Here is a 17,110-nt window from a genome sequence, read left to right as displayed (position 1 = left end):
AGCATCTAGCATCTAGCATCTAGCATCTAGCATCTAGCATCTAGCATCTAGCATCTAGCATCTAGCATCTAGCATCTAGCATCTAGCATCTAGCAACTAGCATCTAGCATCTAGCATCTAGCCAAAAATTACAAGTGAATTACTTCCCCATAAGCATCTGCAACGGCTTCCATTACAGCTTCACTCATTGTTGGGTGTGGGTGGATTGCTTTTAATACTTCGTAGCCTGTCGTTTCAAGTTTTCTACCTAAAACAGCTTCAGCAATCATATCGGTTACACCGGCACCAATCATATGGCAACCTAACCATTCACCGTATTTAGCGTCGAAGATTACTTTTACGAATCCGTCTTTGTTACCAGAAGCACTAGCTTTTCCACTTGCAGAGAACGGGAATTTACCAACTTTTATGTCGTAACCCGCTTCTTTCGCTTGTTTCTCGGTCATACCTACACTTGCAATTTCTGGGCTAGCGTATGTACAGCCTGGAATGTTTCCGTAGTCTATTGGTTCTACATTGTGTCCAGCAATTTTTTCAACACAAGTTATACCTTCTGCTGAAGCAACATGGGCTAGAGCAGGACCAGGAACAACATCACCAATAGCGTAATAACCAGGAATGTTAGTTTGGTAAAAATCATTTACCATAATCTTTCCTTTATCGGTTACAATACCAACGTCTTCAAGTCCGATATTTTCAATATTTGAAGCAATACCTACTGCAGAAAGTACTATTTCTGCTTCAAGAGTTTCTTCGCCTTTTTTAGTTTTTACCGTAGCTTTTACAGTTTTACCAGAAGTATCTAGCTTTTCAACAGAAGAATTTGTCATTACTTTAATTCCAGCTTTCTTAAATGAACGCTCAAATTGTTTAGACACTTCTTCATCCTCTAGTGGTACGAGATTTGGTAAATACTCAACGATAGTAACTTCAGTACCCATAGAATTGTAAAAATGTGCAAACTCAACGCCTATCGCACCACTTCCTACTACAATCATACTTTTAGGCTGCTTTTCTAATGTCATTGCTTCGCGGTACCCAATAACCTTTTTGCCATCTTGCTTAAGGTTAGGTAATTCGCGTGAACGCGCACCTGTAGCAACAATAATATGATCTGCAGCATATTCTTTTCCGTCAACATCAACTTTCTTTCCAGCTTTTAGCTTTCCGAAGCCATCGATAACGTCAATTTTGTTTTTCTTCAATAAAAACTGAACCCCTTTGCTCATTCCATCAGCTACGCCACGACTTCTTTCAATAACTTTTCCGAAATCTTTGTCGAATTCTTTTACGCTAAGGCCATAGCTATCTGCGTGTTTTAGGTAGTCAAAAACCTGTGCACTTTTTAAAAGCGCTTTTGTAGGAATACAACCCCAGTTTAAACATACGCCTCCAAGGCTTTCTTTTTCAACAATAGCGGTCTTTAAACCTAATTGTGAAGCTCTGATGGCAGTAACATAACCACCTGGCCCACTTCCTAAAACTATTACGTCGTATTTGCTCATTTTATGTATTTAAGTCTGATTTTTTTTGGAGGTACGAAATTACGAAAACTAAAATGAAGATGAAAATGAAATGTTATTAAGGATTTGAGAGGTGTTTATGGACGTAGGACTGTAGGACTGTAGGATGAACTTTGAGGACGAAAGTGGTTAAAGGGGGATAAGAGTCGAGAATCTAGAAGCTAGAATCTAGATGGAAGGGGAAGGGGTTTTGTTAACTTAGGACTGTAGGACGTAAGATGTAGGATGAACTTTGAGGACGAAAGTGGTTAAAGCGGGATAAGAGTCGAGAATCTAGAGACTAGAATCTAGATGGAAGGGGGAAGGGTTTTTATTGACGTAGGACTGTAGGACGTAAGACGTAGGATGAACTTTGAGGACGAAAGTGGTTAAGGGGGGATAAGAGTCAAGAGTCTAGAAGCTAGAATCTAGATGGAGGTCGTAAAGGTTTTTATTGACGTAGGACTGTAGGACGTAGGACGTAGGATGAATTTTGAGGACGAAAGTGGTTAAAGGGGGATAAGCGTCAAGAATCTAGAAACTAGAATCTAGAGGGGGGCGGAAGGGTTTGTGTTGACTTAGGACTGTAGGACGTAAGACGTAGGATGAACTTTGAGGACGAAAGTGGTTAATGGAGATGTAAGAGTCAAGAATCTAGAAACTAGAATCTAGAGGGGGGAAGGGTTTTTGTTGACGTAGGACTATAGGACGTATGACGTAGGATTAATTTTGAAATCGAAATTCGTTAGGAAGAAAATAAGAGTCAAGAATCTAGAAGCTAAAATCTAGATGGAAGGGGGAAGGGGTTTGTGTTGACTTAGGACTGTAGGACGTAAGACGTAGGATGAACTTTGAGGACGAAAATGGTTAAGGGGGGATAAGAGTCAAGAGTCTAGAAACTAGAAGCTAGAGGGAGGGCGGAAGGGTTTGTGTTGACTTAGGACTGTAGGACGTAGGACGTAGGATGAATTTGGATGCGAAAGTGGTTAAAGCGGGATAAGAGTCGAGAATCTAGAAGCTAGAAGCTAGAGGGAGGGGAAGGGTTTTTATTGACGTAGGACTGTAGGACGTAAGACGTAGGATGAACTTTGAGGAAGAAAGTGGTTAATGGGGAGATAAGAGTCGAGAATCTAGAGACTAGAAGCTAGAGGGAGGCGGAAGGGGTTTTTGTTGACGTAGGACTGTAGGACGTAAAACGTAGGATGAATTTGGATGCGAAAGTGGATAATGGGGAGGTAAGAGTCACGAATCTAGAAACTAGAAGCTAGATGGAAGTCGTAAAGATTTTTTATTAAGTTAAAACTATTTTCTTCCAACTTCTAACTTCCAACTTCCGACTTCCAAACTTCCAACTTCCAACTTCCAACTTCCAACTTCCGACTTCCAACTTCCAACTTCCGACTTCCAACTTCTAACTTCCATACTATCATATCAGAGGTTTTAAAATTCAATATGATTTGTTTGATGTTTTTGTGATTTATACAATTAAAATCGCTTATGTTTTGTGTTTTTTTAACAACTAACTTCATTTAACATTAAAAAATTAATAAAGTCAACTATATTTTGTAAATTCATTGATGTTTTAACCAATTATGAATTAGGGGTAACCCTTGAAAAGGCTTTATTATGAAATTATACTTCCAAAAGGTGGGGATCTTTGGGCTCATATTCCTATTCGCATTATTTTATCAAAACACAATAGCTCAAGTAGGGGTTGGGACTACTAATCCAAACACTAATGCAGTTTTAGAAGTTCATTCTTCACCTGGTGCGGTTGGTGGTTTATTATTGCCAAGCGTAGCGCTTTCATCAACTGATAGTTTTTTACCACTTTCTGCTCATGTAGCCGGGATGTTAGTTTACAATACAGTAACAGCAGGTAGTGCTCCAAATATTGTAACTCCCGGGTATTATTTTAATAATGGATCAAATTGGGTACGCATAGCTGATGCTTCAGTTCCAAACGATGACTGGACGGTAACAGGAAATAATGGGTTAAATGCTACTAATAATTTTATAGGAACTTTGGATGGAACAAATTTAAGGTTTAGAACTTCTAACACAGAAGCTTTTGAAATTTCAAGTGGTAATGCGACCAATCGTGGGAAACTACGAGCTATGACAGATGGAACCGTGTCATTGCCTGTATATTCATGGTCTTCAGATACTGATACTGGAATATATAGAGTAGGAGAAAATTCTTTGGGAGTTTCAACAAATGGTAATGAGCGAGTGAGAGTGGGTAATACAGAGACGGTATTTAATGAATCAGGAAATAATTATGATGTAAGGATTAGAAGTGGTGCTCGAGAAAATATGTTTTTTGTAAGAGGATCTACAAATAGAATTGGAATCAACACAAATTCTCCTTCAAATGTAATTGATTTTAGAACAACTGGAGAAAATATATGGTTGACCCATTGGGAGAACAATCACGGTAATAATGGTGGAATAGGGCAGTTTATACATACTAATGCTTCAAACGGTAATAGGGTGCTTATGGGGGCAACTCAGTATACAGGAAGTGCTTATATTGCTTCAGCAGTAATTGGTTTGGCCTTAGGAACCAGTGGTTCTGGAGGACGGGGTGTTAACGGATTTTCTAATAGTAATTCTGGAGTTGGTACCTATGGAGGATTTGTAGGTGGTACAGACCCATTTTCAACTGGTTGGGCAGTTTATGCAGATGGATGGGCCGGGGGATTAACAGATTGGTTAAATGTTTCAGATTTAAGATTAAAAAGAGAAGTAAAAACCTTGGAAGGAGCATTATCGAAAATTTTAGAACTTCGAGGGGTAGAATATTATTATGATAAAACAAACTTTCCTGATGTAAATTTAGATACAGGTACAAAAAAAATTGGTTTTATAGCGCAAGAAGTCGAAAGGGTATTTCCATTTTTAGTCAAAAATTCCAATATTTACTCTTCTCCCCAAAAGGAAAATGGTTCATTAACCGAAACAAGAAATACATATAATGTAAAAACCCTGAGCTATACTACATTAATTCCAGTTTTAGTAGAAGCCATTAAAGAGCAAGAACAAAAGATTAAGTCGCAGAATACAAGGATCGAAAAGCTTGAAAATTTGGTAAACCAATTAATAAACAAAAACTAAAGTCATTCTTAAATATTGGTCTTCTGCTTATCAAAATTATGTTGGTTTCAATATTAAAAAGCTGTAATAAAACGTGATATAGAAGGATTTTATATTAATTGAAAAGACCAACAACCTAATTGGGTTATCAAAAACTTGAATAGTGTTGCACGGATGCGGTAATGAAGGGTTTGAATAGCCTATAACTGTAGTGATTTAATTCTGCTTGGAATACTCTTTATATAGAAATGTAATTAGGATTGAATATTAGTGACACCTCTACTACTGAAATAACTTCAACAACTTATCCAGAAACACAGCATTTAACTCTAACTGTAATGCAGTAAAAAAATTACTGTTTAAATTGTATCTGTGTGAGAAATTTCATTAAATAAATTGTTTTTTAGTATTTATTTTATGAATATTTAAATTTATTGTGATTTATTTTGTTGTACAAAAGAAATTTTTCAAAAATTAATGATAAATAGGTATTTTATTTTTAAGTTTGTTATTATTGTAAATATCTGATACAAAAATATTTAGGTGTTCAATTATAAATTTAATAACGGATGAAAAAAAACTACACGCTTCGCAAATTGATTTTACGCTATTCATTTTTATTTCTTGCCGTATCTACTTATGCACAAGTTGGGATAGGTACCACCAATCCAAATGGAGACGCGCTTTTAGAATTGGACGCATCTGCAACACCAGGAGGTTTGTTACTACCTAGGGTGGCACTAACTGCGACCAATAATGTTTCGCCTCTTTCCTCTCATATTCCTGGCATGGCTGTTTATAACACGGCAACCACTTCAGGCGCTAATGGAGTTTCTCCAGGTTATTATTTTAATGACGGAAGTAGATGGGTGCGAATTGCCGCAACATCTGATGCTAGTGACGATTGGAAGCTCACTGGGAATGCGGGCACTGTGCCGGGTACAAATTTTATAGGGACAACAGATAATCAGTCGTTTCGAGTGAGAACAAATAATCAAGAGCGATTTGAATTTACAAATAATGGTAGGTTGCGAAGTTTTCACAATGGAGGGCCTGGACAACCTACCTATTCTTGGGTAGATAGATCTAACACAGGAATGTGGAGCCAGGCTGATAATGTAATAAGTTTTTCAACAAATGGAACTGAGAAATTTAGAATTCCAAATGCAGAACAGGTTCATGCAATGGGTAATGGAACCGCTGCAGCACCTTTTTATTCATGGAGTTCAGATAGTGATTTAGGAATGTACCGAATAGGAAATAACACTCTAGGTCTTTCTACAAATGGTAATGAAAGGTTCAGGATATTGGAAGATGGTAGGGTTATTGTAAATAATACAGCTGCTTTTAATTCCTATTTTAATTCCTTTGCCTCAGGAACGTCAATGGCAATTGCAGCTAGATCTATAAATGGTGATGCGATTTATGCAGATACACAAGGTGAAGGGGATGCTATAGTAGGAATAGCTACGGGATCAGGAATGGGTGTTGTTGGGTTAAGTCAGTCTTCTATAGGTGTTTATGCAGGGAGTGCAAGTTCTAATCAAATGGCTATAATATCGGCTGGCAATAATGTTGGAGCTGTTGATGGAGGTTCCATTGGTTTAGGCAATGCATTTTCAGGAAGTACTTATGGAGGCGGTGGTTTTGGGAGATTGTCTGCGTCTACTGGTTTTATTGGTGTAGGAAATGCTGGGCTACTAACAGTTAACCATCCCGATGGGTCTGGATTAGCTGGAACTGGAAATAGAATTGGAATATATGGCCATGCTCTTAATGGTTCTGTTGGAAACTCAAATGATGGTAATGCAGGTGGAGTATTCTCCTTAGGCACGGACGAATTTGATACATTTTCAAGGGCTTATGCAAAACTAGCTGGTTATTATAGAGGACGGATTAATGGAAGTGGAAGTAATAACACTAACAGTTATTATGGTGGTTATTTTATAGGAGGAAAATCGGATTTTTTATCAGACCCATCTTACGCCTATGTTGGACTAAAGTTTGGCTCAAATAATTCAGGAACGGGAGGGGGAACAAACTATAAAATTATAGGTAACGGTTCAGTCTCCACTTTGGTTGATGATAATGAAGGTAACAAAAGAGTTTTATTTGCGCCCGAAGCTCCAGAAATTCTTTTTGAAGATTACGGTGTAGGACAACTCAATAACGGAAGTGTGTATATTAAAATAGATCCTTTATTTTCAAAATCAATTCATGTTTCTGATAAATATCCATTAAAAGTTTTCATTCAATTGGAAGGAGAGTGTAAGGGAGTCTATGTTACTGATAAAACATCCAATGGGTTTCTGGTAAAAGAACTGAACGGAGGTGTTAGTAATACTCCATTTTCATACCACTTGGTCGCTAACAGAGCAGATGATATTGCTAGTGATGGAAGTGTTTCATCGAAGCATGTCGGATTGCGTTTCCCTTACGGACCTGAAGTTATGGATATCCCAGAATTAAAAGTAACTAAGCTCCAAGAAGCAAAACCAAAAAGTATCGATGAAAAAGTATTACTAAAAAATGAAAATAATGATTACGGCAATGGTAAATTGATTCAACAGAGTTCATCATCACAATCATCATTAATTCAACAACAACCTAATGAAGCTCCAGTAAATCCATCTGTTAAGGATAATAATGGTATCCAAAAAGCAGATTAAAAAAAATGATTGTTTCTATTAAAGAAACCCCTTGCGATTCTGTCGAAGGGGTTTCTTAATTTTATATTTTATCTTTAGTAATTCATACAATTTAACTTAATAAACCTGAGTACTCCCCAAAATAATTTTTCCCTAAATTTCTATTCTACCATCCTATGTTTCTGCTAATACGCTAACGGTAAGTATTTTAATGAATTTCTTGTATAGATTACTTTAGTAGTCTGTTAGTTTTTTAAAAGATTTCTTAATAAACTCTTAAAATCTTATCGGTTTTTTTCCTAAATTTGTTAGTATTAAAGCTAATTCTTACGTTATTAAAACAGTTTATATCTCAACAATTTAACTACATGAAGTATATCCCCAAACTCAACAAGTGGATCGTATTTTTTATTCTAATCATGCTTCCAGTTTCAATTTTAGCGCAGGTGGGTATCAATACTACCAACCCAAGAACTACCTTGGAAGTAGCTGGAAATACTACTATAAATGGTGCTGTTATTGTTGAAAATTTGGGAGTGGTCCAAGATTCGGATGTTCCCTATTTACTGACTCAAAATCAAGGAGAGGTAGTTAAAGAGCTAAATACCACCTACGTAGGGAATGCCTTAGCATATTTTCAAGAGTATAAGTTAACCAATGTTAGAAACGATTGGGTAAGTGATTTCAATACAAATATTCAAGCTTCAAAATACGGTATGATAGTTATCTCGGCATATTTTAGTCATGAGCTTGTTATGGATGGTACCCCAGGAAATTTTGCAATTCCTGCAGTTTCTACGGCTGTAGACCCTTTTACTGGAACATGGCGAATTAGAGCCGATTATCCCTCTGCAACCACCGATGGCTTTGTAAATGGTACGTGGACAATAAATACGATATTAATAACAAGAAATATAGCCAAGGAATTTCCAGACCAAATTATTGAAATGGACGGTGCTACAACCAAGGAGGCATCCTCCCCAATTATCGATTAATTATGATTAAAAATACTGTTTTTTTACTTTGTTTCTGTTTTACCTATTTCGCGTATTCCCAAGTAGGAATTGGTACAGATACGCCAACTCCAGGGTATGAACTTGATGTGGATGGCGCTGCTCTAATTCAAAATCATCTAAAGCTAGAAAATTTGGAGAGCGTAAATACTGAAAACTCCAATCTCAATTTATTGTTGAGAAAGAGTAATTCCAATCCTCCTGGGGAAGTGGCTAAATTGGATGTTAAATCAATTAGTGTAGCTCCTGTAAATATTATCGACTATAGATTTCACAATTTACGAAGAGACAATGTAAATAATGTAGATCTGCAGTACGATGCGTCTAAATACATCGTTGGTATCGCCAACTTTAAATATGAAGGTCAGCCAATTGTAAAGGGTCAATCTGGTTCCAACTACACACGTCTTGGATACTTTGTTTCTAGAACTTTTATACAAAATGGCACTTGGCATTTGGAGATTAGAAATAGAAAAAGAAATAACTATAACAACAATAGTATTGAGTATAGTGTGAGTGTGATTGTTTTCGATAGAAAGTATTTTAAAGAACTGCCTCCAATAGTGGTAAATCTTTATGGACTAAGTGTGGGAGCTGCTAATGCTCCTATAGGTATATAGACTATTAAATATGAAAAAAAATTATTTTCTTTTAGCTTTTTTATTGATTCTAAGTGCTAGAGGATTCGCGCAAGTGGGTATTAATAATCCAAATCCTAGCGCTACCCTCGATGTAATAGGTGATGTCCTGATACAAGACAAACTTTACTTAGAAAATCCTGGAGGTGATTTAAATGTAACGAATTCAAAACTTTTAGTGATAAAAGATAATGATACCCAAATATCAAAATACGATATTGAAATGAGCTCCTATGGGCCGCTAAACTATATTAAATTTTTGTTTAGAGATGTATCGGAATTTGGATTAAGAGATGGTTTCAATACCAAAATAAGTGCAGAAAAGTATACTATTGCCGTTCACGGCTATTACCTTTTAATTCATGCCGACCAAACTACAAATGTTTCGTTTAGATCTCAAGCTAACAATAGCAACAGATATATGGAAGGTCATCGGTATTATGCATATATACAGGATGGGGAGTGGTGGATAAAGGGTTTTGTGCAAAATAGTAGGAGCTACAGGTTTTGGCCAATGAATACAGATATTTATATGGATGTTACCATTTATAAGAATGATTTTATCTCTAAAAGATGGGATAATACCATTGATGTTAATATGGGTAAGAACACCACTAAAACGGTTGCAACGCCAGAAGGATTTTAATTAGATTTTTTTCTTAAAATAAAGTTGTAAACAGCGCTTTTCTAAAGTTTTTTTAAAGGGTACGTTAAAAGTTAACCATCAAGATTCATTTAGAACCTACTAGCGAAAAAGTCTCCGAAATACTTAGTTGCGAAATTCCATGGTGCTGAAATATCTTTTGTGATATTAAAATTGAGTAACCTAAAGTATCGTTCTAAAGTTTTACTAGCACATCTAATATTTCAACTCCAATATTTCCTTTTTAAATAACTATATTAGCTTTCTTAAAATATTTCTTTTCTAAAAAATAATTCTTGGAAACCAAAGTTTACCAAAAAGAAAACAATTTACATCTCGGGAAGCTTATAACCGACAGCTTAAAGGATATCCGGCAGTCTCGTTTCTTGTCTTATCAATTGGCAAAAAGAGACATTCAAGCACAATACAGGCAGAGTTACCTTGGGATAATCTGGGCGTTTTAGTGGATTTATTTTATCGAATTGCTTACAAAACAATTATATTCGTATTTATATATTAACAAGCTTTGAATACTGATCAAAAAGACAATTGGCTTTACGAAATCAACGCTAATAGAAAGGTTCTCGACTTAAATCTTCGTGAAGTATGGCGGTATCGAGACCTTTTAATATTATTTGTAAAACGAGATATAATTACTGTATATAAGCAAACCATTCTTGGCCCCCTTTGGTATTTTATCCAACCATTATTTACTTCGGTAATATTTACATTAGTTTTTAATAACTTGGGTAATATTAGTACAGGAGGCCTTCCTCCTTTTCTCTTTAACCTAACAGGGATTACCATCTGGAACTATTTTACAGCTTGTTTTACAGGCACCTCAGACACGTTTACAAAAAATGCAGGCATCTTTGGGAAAGTTTATTTCCCTAGAGTTATTATGCCTTTATCTATAACAATTTCTAACTTGGTTAAGTTCGGTATACAATTGTTGATTTTAATAGCCTTTTATATTTACTATCTTTCTATAGGTGTGGAATTGAGTTTTAATTATACCATAGTATTTTTTCCTTTATTGGTTGCTGTCATGGCCATTACAGGGTTAGGATTAGGAATGATAACTAGTGCTATGACTACCAAGTATCGTGATTTAAAAGTATTGGTAGGATTTGCAGTTTCTTTGTTGATGTATATTTCGGCAGTACCGTACCCTATAGAAGTAGCACGAGAAAAGCTTCCAGCATTTGCTGCCAATATTATTTCTTTCAATCCACTGTCGCATATCTTAGAAAGTTTTAGATATATGGTTTTAAATACGGGTAACTTTAGTTGGGGTGGAGCTACGTACGCATTAGTATTTGGTGTTTTGGTATTTTTTATTGGATTAATAATATTTAACCGCACAGAAAAGAGTTTTATCGATACCGTTTAAAAAAGATGATAATATTAAAAGCTGAAAATATATCAAAGCAATACCGGCTAGGAAACGTAGGTACGGGAACACTATCCCATGATTTAAATAGGTTTTGGCATAAGATACGCGGAAAAGAAGACCCATATTTGAAAGTAGGTGCCGTTAATGATCGCAGTAGCAATGCCAAACATGAATATGTATGGGCTTTGCGCGACATTAATTTTGAAGTAAAACAAGGTGAGGTATTAGGAATTATAGGGAAGAACGGTGCAGGGAAATCTACTTTATTAAAGATTTTATCTCGGGTTACAACACCAAGTACAGGAAGCATCAAGACTAAAGGGAATATAGCATCACTGCTTGAAGTTGGAACAGGATTTCATCCTGAACTAACTGGTAGGGAAAATATTTTCTTAAACGGTGCCATTTTAGGAATGACGCGGGCAGAAATTAAATCAAAATTAGATGAGATTGTAGATTTTTCAGGCTGTGAAATGTACATAGATACGCCGGTTAAACGATATAGTAGTGGAATGAAGGTGCGTTTGGCTTTTGCTGTAGCTGCACATTTAGAACCCGACATTTTAGTAGTCGATGAAGTTTTAGCAGTGGGTGATGCTGAATTCCAAAAGAAAGCTATTGGCAAGATGCAAGATATTTCATCAGGCGATGGTCGAACCGTACTATTTGTGAGTCATAATATGGAGTCAATTCAAAAGTTATGTACACGTTGTGTAATTTTAGAAAATGGAAAAACAATATTCCAAGGAGATGTTGATAGCGCTATTAGTAAATATCTAGCATCAAATAAAAAAGAGGATACTCTAGATTTTCCTATTGAGTTAAAGAGTTTGACAATTTTAGATTTTGCAATTTTAGATAATCTTAATAATCGTGTAAAAGCCATATTGTTGGGGAAAGCTTGCAGTTTTGTAATTAAAATATTGAATACTTCTCATATGGAGTTAAACTTGAACTTAAGATTTCAAATTTTTAATGAAAATGAGATGCTTTTAACTACTTTAAATACATTTCATGTAAATGAAAATAAAATACTCAATTCAAAAGAGCAAATTGAATTAGAGTGTAGTATGGATAAATTACCAATTACAGAAGGAACTTATTATATAGGGATTCAAATATTAGACCTCTATGAAAGAAAAGTATTATATCAAAATAATAATTGGGATATTATAGAAGTATACAACGGAGATTTTTTTGAAACCGGAAAATTACCAAGTAAAAACAATTTAGGAAGTTTTTTGTTAGATTATAAATGGATTTCTAAACATAATGAGGGTATAAATGATAAATCATAAACATAAAGTTATATTTATACATATTCCTAAATGCGCAGGATCGTCGATTGAAACTGCTTTTGGAATAGATGTAAATAATAATGATTGTGATAAAAATAATATTTTTGGTTGGGATGATACCAATAAAATTTATTTGCAACACGCTACTCCTCAAGAGTTAATTGATTTTAATATAATATCTAGAGAACATTGGTCAGAATATTATAAATTTATTGTAGTAAGGAATACTTGGGATAAGGTTATGTCTGATTTTTTTTGGTTTAAAGAGACCAAAAAATTTAAAGGATTGCTTGAAGACTATTTATATGCAAAAAATGATTTTTCAAGGTTTATGAAAAAGGGAGAAAATACATATAGAGGTGATCATTTAACGCCTCAAATAGATTATATGTATTTGGATGGTAAACTTATAAACTATAATAAAATCATTTATTTTGACAAGCGAAATCTCGATTCCGAACTAAGTGAATTGTCAAAAGATCTAAATTTGCCAGATAATTTTTTTCAAACAAAAGTACAAGTAGGGAAAAAGTTCAAACATCACTACTCAAAATTTTACACTAATAAGAATAAAGATTTAGTATTTCAGAAATATAAGAAAGACATAAACTATTTTAATTTCAAATTTGAAGATAAAAGAGATTGGAAGGATCACTTAAAGCTAGCTCTTAAGTAATACTTATGCGACACAAGAGAGTTTATTGGTTATTAGTGGGTAACGAGGATACTGGAAGTTCACGAATACATGGGTTTAATATTCATAAAGCATTCGTTAAAAGAAATATTAAATCTAGAATATTAAAGAGTGGTTATCAGCAATTAACTAAAAAGGAAAAAATTTGGATTCTTTTAACCTTAAGTAAGGGTGATTTGTTAATTCTACAAAAAAGAAAAGAAAAGTCTCTAAAAAGATTATTATATTTTTTAAAAATTAAAGGAGTTAATATAGCTTTTATAGATTGTGACTTGCCAATTTGCGATGATTCCCTCGTTAAGTATTTTGATTATATAATTTGCCCATCTAAAAGATTGAAAGAATTATATAAAACTAATTACCCAAAAAAAGATGTAAAATACATTCCCGATGCAGTTGAGTACTTTTCAGAAACCGTACCGAGTCATAATAAAAAAGCAATTTATTTTGGTTGGTTAACTGAAGATAGGAAGAATAGAATAAACTCTTTAAGAACTCTTTTTAAAATTGTTAACTGGGATGTTGTCACTATGTCAAATAAGGAAGATGCGGACATACCTTGGTATAATTGGAGTGATGAAGAAAGATTTAATGTTATCGGGCAGTATTGTGTTAGTTTAATACCTGTTGTTGATGATGAGGCTTCAAGTTATAAATCTGCAAATAGGGTTTTACAGTCATTAGCTTTAGGAAATATAGTATTATGTGGAGATATAGATTCTTATAGAGAAGTGATAACTGATGGAGAGAATGGCTTTATTTGTTCTACACAAGACCAATGGATAACTGCGTTAAAAGAAATTTCAAATCCAGACTTAAGACACAAAATTATTAAAAACGGCTATGATACGGCTAAAAATTACACTATTGATAAAATAATCTTAAGGTGGATATCATTTTTACAACTTTAAAAAATGTTCAGAAAACATAAATTTAGAGTGCTTTTTGCAATAAGTAATCTTACATACGGAGGTATCCAAACCCAAACCTTGAGTTTAGCCAAAGAGATGCAGAAGAAGGGGGCAAAGATATATTTTCTTTGGACTACCAAAGCTGAAAAGGAATTTGTAGAAAATGAATTGTTAAAAAATAACTTTAAAATAATTGATGGTAGATATATAGAAAACAATTCTTTACAGAAATATTCCTGGACATTGTATCGTTATGTACCGTTAGTTAGGACCATATTTTTATTGAGACGTTATAATATAAATTATATTTTACCATATCAAACTCGCTTAAGTTATTTTTTTGGAGCTATTCATAAATACACAGGAGCAAAAAAAACAGTTTTCCATATAAGAAATACTGTTTTAGAAAACTATCCAAAAAAGAATTGGCATTTACAGCAAGCGTTAGAAAATAAACTTACAATAATCTCTAATTCAGAACATGCAAGGATTAAATTTAAGAATGTTTATGGTGAATTATATGATTTAAACATTCAAACTGTTTACAATGGGATTAATGTTAGAGCAATTGATAAAAGTATAAATTGGAAAAAACATTTCGGAGTTGAGTCTTCAGAATTTGTAGGTTCTGTAATTGCTAACTTTTTCAAAGAAAAAGATTTTATAACGATTTTTAAAGCCTGGAAGTGCTTTATTGAAACATCGAAATCAAATTCCTGTCTGTTAATTGCTGGTGATGAGGGTACTGAAGGCATGAGAAACTATTATAAAAACCAAATTAAAGAATTGAGATTAGAAAACCATGTAAAATTTTTAGGAAGAACTCCCTTGAATATAGAGCTTTTAAGTATTACAAATTGTAATATTCTTAGTACAATTAACGAGGGACTTCCAAATACAGCAATAGAAACCCTAGCAATGGGAAAACCATTATTGGCAACTGATATTGATGGTGTAAGAGAAGTTGTAGGGGAAGGGTATCCAATTCCACTTTTTCCAGTAGGGAACTATAAGGAATTAACCAATCGCCTTTTAAAAATATTTAATAATGAATATAACTTAGAACAAGTTAAAGAGTACTCCTGGAGAAGATCTGAAAAATTTTCTGTTGAAGAATTGATAGAAAATTATTCGAGAATACTTGAATTATAATTTATAAAATTATAATCTATATGTTATTAATATTTGAAATTCATAGTTTAAGCTACAACTTTATCTTGGTCTAATACAATCAAAAGCCCTAAATTTGCAAGTCGCATAAAATCCAGTTTCTATGCGTAGGAGTCAATTCCTAAATAGCGAAAAGCAAACGGTTTTCTAGCTAAAGACTTTAACCGTTAATTTTTAAAACAAAAGAAGTAGGGAACAAGTGTCAGAAAACAAAGGCAACGCATTCGATTTTAAGCTTTTTAAACGATTAATGAGCTTTACCAGACCTTACCGAGGCATTTTCATCTTTGTTGCTTTCGCTGCAATTGTTATGTCTGGTTTGGCGGTGCTGCGTCCTTTTCTTTTAAAACTTGCCATAGACGATTCGATAGTACCAAAAGATAGCGAAGGCTTTATGACCTACGTTATTCTCATGCTAGTGGTACTAATTTTGGAAGTAGTATTTCAATTTGCTTTTATCTTTTATACTAACTGGCTTGGGCAAAGTGTTATCCGGGATATGAGACAAAAGCTTTTTCGGTTAATGACTAGCTTTAAAATGCAGTATTTCGATAAAAGTGCAGTGGGAAGACTTACTACTCGTGCAGTAAACGACGTTGAAACCATTAGCAGTATTTTTAGCGAAGGTTTGTTTATGATTATCAGCGACCTGCTAAAAATGCTTGTTATCGCAGGTTTTATGCTTACACAAAGTTGGCGATTATCGCTTATTGTGTTTATTGTATTGCCCTTTATAATGTACGCTACCCGTGTCTTCCAAAAGGCGATGAAAGTTGCTTTTGAAGATGTTCGTAATCAGGTAGCCAATCTAAATTCTTTTGTGCAAGAGCGAATCACAGGGATGAAAATTGTACAAATTTTCACTCGAGAAAAAACAGAATACGAACGTTTTCAGGAAATCAATAAAAAACACCGTAAAGCGTGGATCCGTACCGTGTGGTATAACTCTATATTTTTCCCAATTGCGGAAATGGCAGGAGCAATTGCCACGGGTCTCGTAGTTTGGTACGGTGGATTAAATGTTATTGGAGGAGGAGCTGTAACCCTAGGTATTATAACTGCCTTCATCCAATATGCCGAAATGCTGTTTAGACCGCTTAGGCAAATTGCCGATAAATTCAATACCCTGCAAATGGGAATGGTGGCTGCAAACCGCGTATTCGGGATCTTAGATACTAGATCGCATATCGAAGACAATGGAACTATAAACTACACCAACACTAAGGGGGAAATAGAATTTGTTGATGTACATTTTGGTTATCTTGAAGGGGAAGAGGTAATAAAAGGTATTTCTTTTAAGGCCAACCCTGGAGATACGGTTGCAATAGTGGGTGCCACAGGAGCAGGAAAATCTACTATTATCAATCTGCTAAATCGTTTTTACGAAATTAATAGCGGCACGATTAAAATTGATAATATCGATATAAAAGAGTACACTTTAGCTTCCCTGACGAGTCAGATAGCTGTTGTACTTCAGGATGTCTTTCTTTTTGCAGATACTATTTACAACAATATTACGCTCAACAATCCAAACATCACTGAAGATGACGTTATAGCTGCCGCTAAAGAAATCGGGGTTCACAAGTTTATAGAGAGTTTACCTGGGGGCTATAACTATAATGTAAAAGAACGCGGAAGTATGCTTTCTTCGGGGCAACGACAGTTAATATCATTTTTACGGGCTTATGTTAGTAAACCAAGTATTTTGGTGCTAGATGAAGCTACTTCATCGGTAGACACCTATTCTGAAGAGCTGATACAAACAGCCACCGATAAAATTACGAAAGACCGTACTTCTATTGTAATTGCCCACCGATTAGCGACAATAAAAAAAGCCGATAAAATCATCGTTATGGATGCCGGTAAAATTGTTGAAGAAGGCACCCACCACGAACTCCTAGAGAACGAAAAGGGATTCTATAGAAACCTTTACGAAGTCCAGTTTGCCGATGGAGGAAATCCTTAGATTTTAGTTTGTAGTTTGTAGAGAGTAGATGGTAGAGAAATGTACGTCTCTGATATAGGTTGACCACTTAACGAGTGAAAACCTATGAAAGCAAATGTACGGAGTATTCGCAAGCAGCGTAAATACTCAATTGAA

At 34.7% G+C, this 17,110-nt stretch carries 13 protein-coding genes; 12 read left to right on the top strand and 1 reads right to left on the bottom strand.

The window, feature by feature from the left end; genetic code table 11:
- Nucleotides 1-128 precede the first annotated feature (128 nt).
- Nucleotides 129-1,505 carry a dihydrolipoyl dehydrogenase gene (gene lpdA, locus K8344_RS13305; RefSeq protein WP_237609167.1) on the bottom strand — a complete coding sequence of 459 codons (1,377 nt, stop codon included), beginning with the start codon at nucleotides 1,503-1,505 and terminating at the stop codon, nucleotides 129-131.
- A gap of 1,623 nt (nucleotides 1,506-3,128) precedes the next feature.
- On the opposite strand from lpdA, the gene K8344_RS13300 reads away from it, so the two are divergent.
- The 12 genes from K8344_RS13300 (at nucleotide 3,129) to K8344_RS13245 (ending at nucleotide 16,975) form a co-directional block, all read left to right on the top strand.
- A complete protein-coding gene (locus tag K8344_RS13300; RefSeq protein ID WP_237609166.1) occupies nucleotides 3,129-4,619 on the top strand; it encodes a tail fiber domain-containing protein in 1,491 nt (496 codons plus the stop codon).
- A 548-nt stretch (nucleotides 4,620-5,167) separates the two neighbouring features.
- A complete protein-coding gene (locus K8344_RS13295) occupies nucleotides 5,168-7,267 on the top strand; it encodes an autotransporter outer membrane beta-barrel domain-containing protein (protein ID WP_237609165.1) in 2,100 nt (699 codons plus the stop codon).
- A 347-nt stretch (nucleotides 7,268-7,614) separates the two neighbouring features.
- A complete protein-coding gene (locus K8344_RS13290; protein ID WP_237609164.1) occupies nucleotides 7,615-8,241 on the top strand; it encodes a hypothetical protein in 627 nt (208 codons plus the stop codon).
- A 2-nt stretch (nucleotides 8,242-8,243) separates the two neighbouring features.
- The gene (locus K8344_RS13285) at nucleotides 8,244-8,879 is read left to right on the top strand and encodes a hypothetical protein (protein WP_237609163.1); all 636 of its coding nucleotides are present in this window, start codon (nucleotides 8,244-8,246) and stop codon (nucleotides 8,877-8,879) included.
- Between the two features lie 10 nt (nucleotides 8,880-8,889).
- Nucleotides 8,890-9,543 carry a hypothetical protein gene (locus K8344_RS13280; protein ID WP_237609162.1) on the top strand — a complete coding sequence of 218 codons (654 nt, stop codon included), beginning with the start codon at nucleotides 8,890-8,892 and terminating at the stop codon, nucleotides 9,541-9,543.
- 293 nt (nucleotides 9,544-9,836) lie between these two features.
- A complete protein-coding gene (locus K8344_RS13275; RefSeq protein ID WP_237609161.1) occupies nucleotides 9,837-10,004 on the top strand; it encodes a hypothetical protein in 168 nt (55 codons plus the stop codon).
- 62 nt (nucleotides 10,005-10,066) lie between these two features.
- A complete protein-coding gene (locus K8344_RS13270) occupies nucleotides 10,067-10,933 on the top strand; it encodes an ABC transporter permease (protein ID WP_237609160.1) in 867 nt (288 codons plus the stop codon).
- A 5-nt stretch (nucleotides 10,934-10,938) separates the two neighbouring features.
- Nucleotides 10,939-12,234, top strand: a complete 1,296-nt coding sequence (locus tag K8344_RS13265) for an ABC transporter ATP-binding protein (protein WP_237609159.1) — start codon at nucleotides 10,939-10,941, stop codon at nucleotides 12,232-12,234.
- Complete coding sequence (locus K8344_RS13260) at nucleotides 12,221-12,910, top strand: sulfotransferase family 2 domain-containing protein (protein WP_237609158.1); 690 nt, start codon at nucleotides 12,221-12,223, stop codon at nucleotides 12,908-12,910. Before K8344_RS13265 ends, K8344_RS13260 begins: the two co-directional genes overlap by 14 nt.
- Before the next feature lie 5 nt (nucleotides 12,911-12,915).
- Nucleotides 12,916-13,839 (top strand): glycosyltransferase, encoded by a 924-nt coding sequence (locus tag K8344_RS13255; protein WP_237609157.1) that lies wholly within the window; start codon nucleotides 12,916-12,918, stop codon nucleotides 13,837-13,839.
- A gap of 3 nt (nucleotides 13,840-13,842) precedes the next feature.
- A complete protein-coding gene (locus K8344_RS13250) occupies nucleotides 13,843-14,991 on the top strand; it encodes a glycosyltransferase (RefSeq protein ID WP_237609156.1) in 1,149 nt (382 codons plus the stop codon).
- Nucleotides 14,992-15,208: 217 nt separating this feature from the next.
- Entirely contained in the window at nucleotides 15,209-16,975 is a 1,767-nt protein-coding gene (locus K8344_RS13245) for an ABC transporter ATP-binding protein (protein ID WP_237609155.1), read from the top strand.
- Nucleotides 16,976-17,110 lie beyond the last annotated feature (135 nt).

Source organism: Aequorivita xiaoshiensis (assembly GCF_022008395.1).
In the GTDB taxonomy this organism is placed as follows: Bacteria; Bacteroidota; Bacteroidia; order Flavobacteriales; family Flavobacteriaceae; genus Aequorivita; species Aequorivita xiaoshiensis.
Note: the sequence above shows the minus strand (reverse complement) of the source record. Positions and strands in the feature narration are given on the sequence as shown.